Annotated in this window: 9 protein-coding genes; 7 read left to right on the top strand and 2 right to left on the bottom strand. The window is 54.9% G+C overall.

Going from position 1 to position 10,985, the window contains the following annotated elements; genetic code table 11:
* The coding region (locus DW732_RS07865) for a glucose PTS transporter subunit EIIB (protein ID WP_158567384.1) at window positions 1-700 on the top strand (700 nt) is incomplete at its 5' end.
* 83 nt (window positions 701-783) lie between these two features.
* Window positions 784-1,578 carry a MurR/RpiR family transcriptional regulator gene (locus tag DW732_RS07860; RefSeq protein ID WP_233539405.1) on the top strand — a complete coding sequence of 265 codons (795 nt, stop codon included), beginning with the start codon at window positions 784-786 and terminating at the stop codon, window positions 1,576-1,578.
* Between the two features lie 192 nt (window positions 1,579-1,770).
* On the opposite strand, the gene DW732_RS07855 is transcribed toward DW732_RS07860, so the two are convergent.
* Both DW732_RS07855 and DW732_RS07850 read right to left on the bottom strand, forming a co-directional pair.
* A complete protein-coding gene (locus DW732_RS07855) occupies window positions 1,771-3,333 on the bottom strand; it encodes a PTS transporter subunit EIIC (RefSeq protein WP_118099231.1) in 1,563 nt (520 codons plus the stop codon).
* Between the two features lie 82 nt (window positions 3,334-3,415).
* Entirely contained in the window at window positions 3,416-4,741 is a 1,326-nt protein-coding gene (locus DW732_RS07850) for a 6-phospho-alpha-glucosidase (protein WP_089573127.1), read from the bottom strand.
* A gap of 298 nt (window positions 4,742-5,039) precedes the next feature.
* On the opposite strand from DW732_RS07850, the gene DW732_RS07845 reads away from it, so the two are divergent.
* The 5 genes from DW732_RS07845 (at window position 5,040) to DW732_RS07820 (ending at window position 10,967) form a co-directional block, all read left to right on the top strand.
* Window positions 5,040-5,789, top strand: a complete 750-nt coding sequence (locus tag DW732_RS07845) for a MurR/RpiR family transcriptional regulator (protein WP_117757480.1) — start codon at window positions 5,040-5,042, stop codon at window positions 5,787-5,789.
* A gap of 1,192 nt (window positions 5,790-6,981) precedes the next feature.
* On the top strand, window positions 6,982-8,520 hold the full coding sequence (locus DW732_RS07835) for an ATP-binding cassette domain-containing protein (protein WP_117743464.1): 1,539 nt from the start codon (window positions 6,982-6,984) through the stop codon (window positions 8,518-8,520).
* A 361-nt stretch (window positions 8,521-8,881) separates the two neighbouring features.
* Window positions 8,882-9,205, top strand: coding sequence for a hypothetical protein (locus DW732_RS07830; protein ID WP_117734898.1), 324 nt, complete (start codon window positions 8,882-8,884; stop codon window positions 9,203-9,205).
* Window positions 9,206-9,359: 154 nt separating this feature from the next.
* Window positions 9,360-9,575 (top strand): hypothetical protein, encoded by a 216-nt coding sequence (locus DW732_RS07825; RefSeq protein ID WP_117743463.1) that lies wholly within the window; start codon window positions 9,360-9,362, stop codon window positions 9,573-9,575.
* A gap of 447 nt (window positions 9,576-10,022) precedes the next feature.
* Window positions 10,023-10,967, top strand: a complete 945-nt coding sequence (locus DW732_RS07820) for a hypothetical protein (RefSeq protein ID WP_147330301.1) — start codon at window positions 10,023-10,025, stop codon at window positions 10,965-10,967.
* The last annotated feature ends 18 nt before the right edge of the window (window positions 10,968-10,985 follow it).

Raw genomic sequence — 10,985 nt, 5'->3', positions numbered from 1 at the left:
TATGCCGGAATCTCTCCCACAGAAACCACCGAAGAGCCATAAAAAGAAGGTCGGCTCCCTCATGATCGCCGCCGTTATCCCGGCCGCCATCATGGGCATAACCGAACCGCTCGAGTACTCCTTCCTCTTTGTAGCACCCGTACTCTATGTGGTCCACGCCCTGCTGTGCGGCATCGCGTATGTACTCACCTACCTGGTACAGTTCAATGTGCCCGGGCCTTCCGCCTTCGGCGGACCGCTCCTCTCGTGGATCTTCAACGGCATCATGAACGCCGACAAAGGCTCCAACTGGTTCTGGCTTATTCCGCTCGGCATCGCTTACTTCGGGATCTATTACGTGCTGTTCCGCGCCTTTATCAAGAAATTTGACCTCAAAACCCCGGGCCGCGAGGATGATGACACGCAGGCAGCGGATGACACGTCGGCCATCGACTCCAAAGCACCTGTCCAGGTAAGCGAGCTCATCCCACAGATCGTGGAAGCCGTGGGCGGCGCCGATAACATCTCGGGTGTCAACGCCTGCTTCACTCGCCTGAGGCTCAGCCTCAAAGACACCGCCCTAGTCAAGGACGATAGCGTCTTCACCAAAGACCTCGGCGCCAGCGCCATCGTGCACGTTGGCGGCGGTGTTCAGATCGTTTACGGCAATAAAGCTTCTGTCTACAAAGTCGAAATGAGAGAATACTTGGGCATGGAATAAATCCGTCCCATAGCTTCACCACAATGCTCCGGAGATGGCATATCCGCTCCGGGGCATTATTGTTTGGAGTGATTTGAATGTCGATGTACGAGGTCTATTCGAACCTCAGGTCTTGTATCGAAGACGTCGAGAAGGGCGGGAGCCTTGACGCCCACATCGCACTCTACGCCCTTTCCCATCACGACGAGGTTCCAGAGCTCTCAATAGAAGAACTTGCCCGCGCGTGCAATACATCGCCCGCGACCATCTCACGCTTCTGCAGGCGCGTAAACGGCTCGAGCTTTCGATCGTTCAAAGAGCAAGTTGACGACTTCAACGCTTGGCTCCAGCGTGAGACAACCGAGGCAAGGGCTCATAAGCAAATCGATATACCCTGGTATTTCGATATCGTAGAGACCTCTTTGCTTGAAACAAAACGCCTGCTCACTGAGGATCGACTCGAGCAGGCCGTTGACTGGCTTCTCGATGCGCAAAATGTCTACGTATACGGAAGCTCATTCTCCAATCTCGCCGCCCGCTCACTCTGCGAAAAGCTGAGCCGCGTAAACCGACTGTGCTTCTCATTTGGCTCCGTCAAGGGACAGGAGACGTCACTCTGTCTGCTCCAACCCGACGATCTAACCATCTTTGTATCGTTCTCAGGAAAGACGAGCTATATCTTCAATCTTTACGTTGAGGCCAAGCGGCGAGGTTGCCGCGTTATTTGGATATCGAGCAACATGGCATTCGATAACAACGGGGCGCGTGAGCTCTTGCTACCCGTGAGCACGGAGTCACTCAGCGAGTACTCGACCGCCTTGGTTGAGGGCATGAGCCTACAAAGCGCGGTTAACGCTCTATATATCAGCTGTGCAAATCGACTTCGGGCGCAGCGCTAGCCGCAAACATGCTAGAACTGAAAAGAACGCACCTCACCGTCGCAAGGCGTCCGAATACACGATAGGCAGTGCCAAAAGAGAGCAGCGAGCACGTCATGTACTTGCCCATTCGCCCCAAAACAGCACAGGTCGGCGCCCGATTGAAGAATCGGACGCCGACCTGTATTAATCTTGATCGTGTGGTTGAGTCGTTTACTCCATGCCCAGCAGCTCGCGCATCTGAGTCGCGTAGTTAGATGCCATGTTGCCGTAGACAATCTGCACGCCGCCGTTGACATGCACGATGCCACGCGCTTCAAGCTTTTCGGTAAACTCGACGTCATCAACCACCTTGTCACAGTCATTGAGCTGGATGCGCAGACGGGTGAAACAGGCCTCGACAGACTTAATATTGTTGTCGCCGCCCACTGCCTCAACGATGGCGGGAATGAGGTCGCTGATCACGGTCTTGGGAGCCTTTTCGGCCTCGTCGTCGGACTCTTCCTCGCGGCCAGGGGTCTTAAGGTCCTTCTTAAGAATGATGAACTTGAAGACGAAGTAGTACACCACGAAGTAGATGGGGCCAAGGAACAGGATAACCTGCCAGTTGGAGCCCTTGCCTGCACCCATAATGCCGTTAAAGATCAACGACAAGAGCGGGCCACCGAAGGACGCGGAACCAGCCACGTTGAACTGCAGGACATAGGTCAGCGCATAGGCAAGACCAGCCATGAGAGCGTGGAACACGTAGAGGATGGGCGCGATAAACAGGAAGGAATACTCGAGCGGCTCGGTAATGCCGGAGAGGATGCAAGGCACCACGATGGCGATCATGAGCGCTGCGGTCTTCTTCTTGTTCTTGGGAAGCGCCGTCTTGTAGAAGGCGAGTGCAGCGCCGGGCAGGCCGAACATGGCGAAGATAACCTTGCCGTTCATGACAAAACGGCTGACCTCGATGTTAAACGGCGTGCTAGGAGAGCCCAGGATCGCATTGTAGATATTGATAGCGCCCTGAACGGTCTGGCCGTCGATGGTCTCGACGCCACCGAGCGACGTGAAGAAGAACGGCAAATAGACAAAGTGATGCAGGCCAAAAGGCAGGAGCATGCGCTCGCCGGCGCCGTAGACAAATGCACCAAAGGCACCCGTAGTCTTGATGAACTCGGACAGCGCACCGAGAGCGTTCTGAATAAACGGGAAAACAAAGGACATGACCAATGCGAGGATGCTGCATGAGAGCAGTGTTACCGCCGGAATAAAGCGCGTACCGTTGAAGATGGAGAACACGGCGGGCAGCTCAATCTTGTAGTAACGGTTATGCAACCATGCGACGATTGCGCCCACCAGAAGACCGCCGATAACGCCAGTGTCGAGCGTGGTGATACCGAGAATCGTGCTCTGGCCCGTCGTAAGATTCGCGGGATCGATAACGCCAGTCGCCGTAAGGAACGTGCCCATCACGGAATTCATGCACATGTAGCCCAAAAAGCCACAAAGCGCCGCGGTAGCCTTCTCGGACTTGGCGAAGCCATAGGCGAGACAAATCGAGAAGATAACCGGGATGTTGTTCATAACGATGCCGGCTGCGGCCTTGAGAATCGAAAAGAAAATCGCAAAGCCCGGAGCAGCAAGCCAGGGAACAGCTGCCGTAAGGGTGGGGCTGGTAAAGGCATTGCCAAAGCCCTGGAGGATGCCGGCAATTGGCAGAATCAGCACGGGCGTCATGAGGACTTTGCCCAGGCGCTGGAACTTTGCCAGCAGCTCATCTTTGTTCATGGGATACCCCTCTTAAAGAAACGGGGCGCGCGGCTCTACAATCCACACGCCCCATAACAGTTATCAAGCGATATGGAACTAGTTACTTAAGCTCCGGCCAATAATCCTTGTTCGCCTCGATGAGCTTGTCGAGCACCTTACGAGCCTTCTTAGCATCACCGACCAGACGATTAAGCGTGAGTGCCTGCAAAGCCTTCTCGTAGGAACCCTCCATCCAAGCCTCAACAGTCAGGCGCTCATAGGCGTACTGGTTCTCCATAAGGCCGCGATAGAATGTACCGATTTTGCCAACAGCATAGGGCTGCGGGCCATTGGCGCCCACGCTTGCCGCGACCTCGACCATGGCGTCATCGGGCATCCCCTCGATAATGCCGTTGTTGGGCACGATGACAATGAAGGTCTTGTTGGTGTTGCGATAAATGGCCGAGGTGATTTCCACGATCATATCGCCATGAGCGTCGTTTTGCACAACCGAGGAGTTCTTTGCGGTGCCGACTTTGGCAACACGCTCGCACTCGGCGAACACGCGCTTCTCACGGCCGTTGATAACCTCATCGGAGCGTGTGTAGTCGGGGTCGAGGTGAGCGACCTTGTACTCGGGATACAGATAGTACTGCAGATAAGTGTTGGGCAGATAGTCGGGGAAGTCCTCGAGCATGTCCTTGACCATGGCGTAGGTATCGAGCCAGGACTGGTCACGCTGCTCGGCATCGGCAGGAAGGAAGCCGTTCTTCTCCGTGTACTCCTTAATTTGCGGGACGAGGTCATGACCCTCTTCATCGTAGATGTGCTTGAACCAACCGAAGTGATTGAGGCCAAAGTACACGGGCTCCGTCTTGCTCATATCGCGACCGAGCAGGCGACCGTAAGAGCGCATGAGGTTGACAGGCTGGTCGCAGATGTTGAGGACGCGATGCTCATCGGGCAGAACGCGCTCGAGACCATATGCCACAATAGCAGCCGGGTTGGTGTAGTTGATAATCCACGCCTCCGGGCTATGAGCGCGAACGTCGTTGACGATCTCAACCATGTCATGCATGGAGCGCATACCGTAAGCCATGCCGCCGGGGCCCACCGTTTCCTGGCCGATGATTCCCATATGCAGCGGAATCTTCTCATCCTTGCTGCGCATCTCATAGCCGCCGGTACGAATCTGGCAGAGCACAAAGTCAACGTCAGTGTATGCCTCGTCCTTATCGGTGGTGTAACCAAACTCCACACCGGGCTCCTCCTCGGCGAAGAGGATCTTGCCAAACTCGCCAATCGGACGCTGACGCTCGGCATCGATGTCATAGAGCATCACGCGGTTCAGCGGCAGAATGTCCATGTGCTTGGTCAGGGCTTTAAGAATGCCAGGGCACCACGTGGAGCCGCCGCCAACGATCACAATATTGAGCTTATCCTTCATGTTCCGTCCCTCCAGGGTTGGCTGATCGGTGTTCTCGAAGACCTTGGGCTCCGCGGTTGTCCTCGGCTTGCTTCGTTTCGATTGATATTTTGCGACATAAGGTCATTTGCGAGTCCCCGTGTGAGCCAATGCGAAACGGGGACACATGATTTCGCTCACGACACAGATATGTGTAGGCAAACACGCGCGTTTGCCCAGTTCATAGGCAATAGGCAATCTTGACCGATTACCGATTTCTCTCCTGGCTACACAAAGCGGTACCATATGTACGACGAGGTGCGAGGGGCTGAAACATCTTATGAAAGATCAAGAATCTTTTTATGATCATGTGCGGGCTGGCGAGAGCAAGCTCAACGATCTCGAAAGCGAGATCATGCGCTACATCATCGAGCTGCGTGATGATATTGACGATGTCACGCTTAAGAGCGTTGCTGAACGGTTCTTTGTCGCTCCCAATACAATCGTCAGGCTTGCTCATAAGCTTGGCTTCTCGGGGTTTACGGAGCTCAAACAATCGTATTCCGCCTCGCTCGATCGCAATCGATTCACTATCGAGGCACTTCCTCTTGATACCCAGCTCGTACAGACCAAAGATCTGCTTAACGACCGGGTCATCGACTCGGTTGTAAGCCTTATCCAGGACGCCTCGCATATCGTGTTCTTCTGCTCGGGCTTTTCGAAATACCCGTGCCTCGAGATGGCTGAAAAGCTCAAAATAATGGGCAAGAACACCGATACGCTCAGCGAACGCCATGTCATGAGGCATTACGCAGAACTGCTTGGCAAAAACGACCTGGTCTTCAGCGTTTCCGTAAGCGGCGAGACGCAGGTGTCTATTGACGCCACATCGATAGCCAAAACGCGCGGATGCAAGGTCGTCACACTCACCGGCTTTTCTCGAAATTCTCTCTCGAAACTAGCCGACTACCCTATCTACACCGTGCAAAAAGAAATCCGCTTGGGCAGCATGGACCTCGACAGTCGATTAATGTTCTATTACGTTTTCGAATTGATATTTGAGCGCTACTTCAAACTGGCTAAGAAATAAAACTCTGTATGCGCCCGGCTTCGACTCTTTAGCAGCCTTCTATATGAAAGGTATCGTTCTATGCAACGCGTACTGTTTATCTGTCATGGGAATATCTGCAGATTCAGAAAAATGCCTAGCTAGTTAGGATCCCGGCGAACCATATCGCGTACCTTACGACGTTTTTACGACTTTGAGCCCCGATGCGATATTGCCGTGATGGAGAAAAGCAACTCCTTTCGCCTTTCCCCAGTAGCTGAAGAACGGAGAATCGAGCATAAGCATTCCTTTCCGGTCGTCTCAAACCTCTGCAATTTGGAGGGTAAATCGCGAAAGCTAATATCTCAAACACCAGAAAAATCAAGTCGATGACCTCGCTCAACATTCACGATGTTAGTGTCGGAAAAATTTAGCCAAATATAGTCGGCCGAGATTGACCAATCCCGGCCGACCCATTTTGGCCAACACGCCCGCATCTATGACTTTCCTATCGCATTCCTACATCCCCTCGGGCTGGATCCCCCTCACCTTCACCGCCTGGGGGACGGCCTCCACCGAGTACGTGTCGAGCCCCCTGCCGCGGTAGCTCGGGCCCCGCATCACGAACACCGACGCCTTGTCGAGCAGCCTGTCGAGGGCGGCGTGTTGGCGCCACCAGCGTAGTGGCGGCGGGGAGGCACGGTGGCCATTATTCGGTGACCGGGATTGGTCAAAATCGGTTGACTATTAGCGGCTAAAATCGCCCGGCGCTAACAACGACGCCCACCATCGCATGCTAGTTACAAGAAGCGGATGCACTAGTATTCTTTCAATCGACTTGCAAACCCCTTCAAGCGTCCAACGCAATGGCGTGCTTTCAGACGCAACGCCTCCTTGCGTCCGCATTATTGCTTTGTTAGACTCTACGGAAGAATTCAGCGCAGGCCCATATGCCAAGCCAGCGCCCCGGAAAGGAAAAGGATTCGTGAAGCTGTAGACGATACATATCGACGCCAATTTGCAAATTGCCATCTATCCAAGAATAAATCTGGCTGCACATTTGTCGTATCGTCTTTTCACTGATCCTCGTATATCCTAAACACTACCTTTGCGAGCATTGCCGTCGACTCATTTTCTTTCAGCTTGACTCGAGTCGACGGGCGTTCACGTTGGTCGGAACGAGCCAATCAGAGCATATGCGGCAAAACGCGGCCTCCCATGCCGAGGAGGCACAATGTCAAGAACCAATTTGAACAGCTCCACCACCCTCGTTCTTTCCCATATTACTTATGCATATCCTGGCAGCGCAATGCCCGCACTCGACAACGTGTCGGCGACATTTGCCCCCGGCTGGCACGGCATCGTCGGAGACAACGGGTGCGGGAAATCAACTTTCGTCCGCATTGCGTGCGGACTTCTGATTCCAGATCGCGGCGTCGTTTCACCGCGTCTCGTCTCCGCATATTGCGCGCAAGAAGCCGGAGTCGAACCGCCCATGCTCTTCGATTTTGCGTGCGACTTCGCCCCGGCGACCACGCACCTCAGAAGGATGCTCCGCATCACCGATGATATGCTCTGGCGTTTTTCCGAGCTCTCCGGTGGCGAGCAGAAGAAAATTCAAATAGCCGTCGCGCTTTGGCAGAATCCCGATCTTCTGGCAATGGATGAACCGACTAACCATGTGGACGCAGAATGCAGAAGGCAGATTTGCAAAGCACTCGCCGAGTACAAGGGTATTGGCCTCCTCGTCTCGCACGACCGTGCGTTGCTCGACTCCTTGGCAAAGGACTGCCTGTGCTTTGAGTCGGGGCACGTCACCATGCGCCCCGGCAACTACTCCCAAGCTCGCTCGCAGGCGAATCTGGAGCGCGAAAGCGCGGCGCGGGCCAAATCGATTGCGCGATCCGAAGAAAAGCGCATGAAGGCTGAGTATATCAGGCGCGTTGAAAACGCCTCACGGTCCGCATCCAAGAGAAGCGCCCGTCATGTCGATCCGAAGGATCACGACGCGAAAGCACGAATCAAACTCGCCATTCTCACTGGCAGAGACGGCGTTGCGGGCAAGCTCGCTTCGCGCATGGACTCCCGAATCCAGCGCGCGCAAGCCGCCGTCGACGCCCACCATGTCGAAAAGCGCTACGAAAGCACCTTGTGGATGGAAGCGCAACCCAGCCCGCGCAAAACACTGATTCACGTCAGCTCAGATCGCATACCGTGCGGCCCGAGGCAATCTTTGCGGGTTCCCGAGATTTATCTGGGAAATACCGATCATCTGGGCATAAGCGGCCCCAACGGAGCGGGGAAAACAACACTGGTCAAGCATATCCTGGAGATATTGGAAGGCCGCAAGGCCACGGGATTGGACATTCGCACGCTGTATATCCCTCAGGAAGTCGACGATTCATCCTCAATTGAATTCCTCTCGGAAATCAAGGACCTGCCCCAAGCCGAACGTGGAGCCCTGCTTTCGATCGTTGCGCAACTCAATTCGGATCCCGAACGAATATTGTCCGGCGAGAACATCAGCCCGGGGGAGCTGCGGAAGCTCATGCTCGCCCGCGGTATACTAGATGCCCCCGAAATCATCGTCATGGACGAACCCACGAATCACCTGGACCTGCACTCGGTGGAGGCACTCGAGCGAGCGCTTTCCGCCTTTCCCGGCGCGCTTGTTTTGGTGAGCCATGACGAGCAGTTCCTCTCGGCCTCATGCCCCCTCCGCTTGGATTTGGCCCCAGAAGAGGAGCACACTATTGGTCAGCCCCTCCTCTAGCGCTCAGGCATGTCTTCTGCAAGCCGCCTTCTTCTGATATCCCCTCCCCCGTTTTGCAAGCAACTCAGCGCAAATGGCCCATCCCCCTCAGCCTGAAGGCTCAGCGACACCAACGATACCGACGATTCAATATCTGGATGTCCATATTTGCCCCATCTGGGTGATTATTAAATTGTGTTTGTTCCGTGATTGAATACTTTGTCATCATTACGCCCCACTTCTTCTCATCAGAGGACGTCGAGAACGACAGGTCCTTGCGAAATAATCCCAGCTCAGAAGCTTATGGCATGATGTGCTCACCGAATGCTCGATGACGATTGACGAATCGTCGGTAATATCCAATTTTAGGAAAGAGGTGTGTATGACCCGACCGAAGATCATGCGCGGACCGTTTGAATGCGGCTCCATCTCAACAACCAGTACGGCAATGTCGTCTATAAAGGAGTCTTCGGCGAGCATGCCGACTTGTTCTGAACGAGCTGTTCGACATGCCCTGAAGGCCGAAGAGATGTTCTCTCGCGTCATGTATCGCCAGATTCTTTGTGCCCACACGAAGCTCCATGGGGCAATGTTTGGGGACGATGATCTTCATGCCGCAACAAGAAATGTCGAGGAGATCTTGCGCAACGTCCTGCGCCTCTATCTCGATGTCCACGGCGAGCCGCAACGCGGAGTCAGCAAATAATTGGATTGAGAGGAGTTCGAGTATGAGGAAATTGAATCAGTTTATGAAGTTAGATTGGGAAGCTTTTGCGAAAGGCAAGCGTTTCCTTTGTGTCGGAGGTGGTAAATGGGTTGATTAAAACACCAAAGAGCATCGCGGCACCAAGATCGACGTGGTGATCACAACCGATAACACGCAGTATCACCAAAACGAAGGCGAGGTGGTCAGCAATCGTTTCGAGAAGCTTTCCATCAAGGTTTCGAACGATATCGAGATTCCCGTCAATCAGCACGTCATTCCCACCGGCGTGGTCGCAAAGGTTTACGGTGATTATCGCAACCAGTTGTCCATCACGGCGGACGGCATTACCGTCATCCCCGCGAAGGGCTAGGTGATTGTGGTGCGTTACTCCAGTGGCGCACCGGCGATCGTGTATTCGACCCCCAGCGCAAAGCTTTGTGTGCTGGGGGTCGCTTTATTTGCGGTCGCCGCGTGCGTTTATTGCATCGGGCTATTCGTGAACACCATTCTTGCGCCCATCGCCATAGAGTCCAGTACGGTGGTGGCGTTTGGCGGCAACCTTACCTCCGCAGCGGCCACTCTTAGCCTCGCTGGGACCATGTTGTTTGCGGGAGGGATCACACATTACGTCATGCTATCTGAATCAACACGGTTGCATGCACGCATTAGGAAGGGGCTCTTTGATCCACGTTACGGGAATCCTCTACACCTGCGAGAAGGCGAGCTTCTTCCCGACATCTCTTGCAAAGAGACGGCTCCTGGACAGTTCGAGCTCGCCATCTCAACCTCATCCTCAACGGCAGAAGAAATATCGAAGATGGGACCTAGCATTAGCTCCCGACTTCGCGGAAGGTTCTCCCGCTACGCCGTCGTACTTGCCGAAGCAGACGTCGCATGCAATCAAGTGACCTTCTTCCTTGAAGATGTGACGTTGCATCGAGAGATCAAGGCATCGCGTGTCGAGGATTTGTGCCCGGCGAACGCCTACGAATTCCGCGTTCAAAACGGCACGAGCATCGACCTCCGCACCTCCGGTTCCATGCTCATCGCTGGAAAGACCACGGGCGTGATCGCCCTCTTGCTCCAAGCCCTGTTGGCTGGTCCTGACGGACACGGATCGCAAGTCCTCATCATAGACCCCAAGCAGGCCGAGCCCTCCCGACTTCCTCGCGTGGTTTCACTGAATGCTGACGGGGACGCTCGCGCAATCCTGTCTGCGTTATCACGGTTCGCCGACAGCATCAAAGAGCGACAGAGCTTCCTCAACGACAGGTCGACAGAGACGGGAGACGCCGTGCACTGGTGGGATGCGGGGCTTCACGTTTCGCTTCTCTTCATGGATGAGTACGTGGCACTCCGCACGCTGTTTCCCAAGCGCGCGAGCAAGGAGGACCCCGATTACTGCCTCGCGACGTTTGATGGGCTGGTGAAGCGCATCGTAACGATGGGGGCGAGCGCGGGCTGCTACGCCATCATCTCGATCGCCGAGGCGTCTGTTGAGGAGGGGGGCTTGCCGTCGATGCTGCGCTCGGCGTGCAGCACCCGCGTCCTCTTCAAGCCGACGCTTCCCGAGGCGCGGCTCATATGGGGCGCGGAACGCCTGCTCGACCTCGGTGCACCTCGCACCTTCTCCCCGGGCGACGCTTGGTTCAGCAGTACGGACGGGGCGCACGACCGCATCGGCTTTGTGCATTTTCCGATCATGGACTTCCCCGTGTACCGCGAGCTTGGGCGGCTCCTTGACCTGTACTTCAGAGAATAACCACCGCGGGGTCCGCTT

It is taken from the genome of Collinsella sp. AM28-11LB (assembly GCF_003469895.1).
Classification (GTDB): Bacteria; Actinomycetota; Coriobacteriia; order Coriobacteriales; family Coriobacteriaceae; genus Collinsella.
The sequence above is the reverse complement of the archived record's forward strand: the minus strand, read 5'-3'. Positions and strand labels throughout refer to the sequence as shown.

What these genes read in the sequence shown, in the direction of transcription:
- DW732_RS07835 (WP_117743464.1), top strand. Translation starts at nt 6,982, where the DNA reads ATGTCAAGAACCAATTTGAACAGCTCCACCACCCTCGTTCTTTCCCAT.
- DW732_RS07820 (WP_147330301.1), top strand. Translation starts at nt 10,023, where the DNA reads ATGGGACCTAGCATTAGCTCCCGACTTCGCGGAAGGTTCTCCCGCTAC.
- DW732_RS07830 (WP_117734898.1), top strand. Translation starts at nt 8,882, where the DNA reads ATGACCCGACCGAAGATCATGCGCGGACCGTTTGAATGCGGCTCCATC.
- DW732_RS07845 (WP_117757480.1), top strand. Translation starts at nt 5,040, where the DNA reads ATGAAAGATCAAGAATCTTTTTATGATCATGTGCGGGCTGGCGAGAGC.
- DW732_RS07860 (WP_233539405.1), top strand. Translation starts at nt 784, where the DNA reads ATGTACGAGGTCTATTCGAACCTCAGGTCTTGTATCGAAGACGTCGAG.
- DW732_RS07850 (WP_089573127.1), bottom strand. Translation starts at nt 4,741, where the DNA reads ATGAAGGATAAGCTCAATATTGTGATCGTTGGCGGCGGCTCCACGTGG.
- DW732_RS07855 (WP_118099231.1), bottom strand. Translation starts at nt 3,333, where the DNA reads ATGAACAAAGATGAGCTGCTGGCAAAGTTCCAGCGCCTGGGCAAAGTC.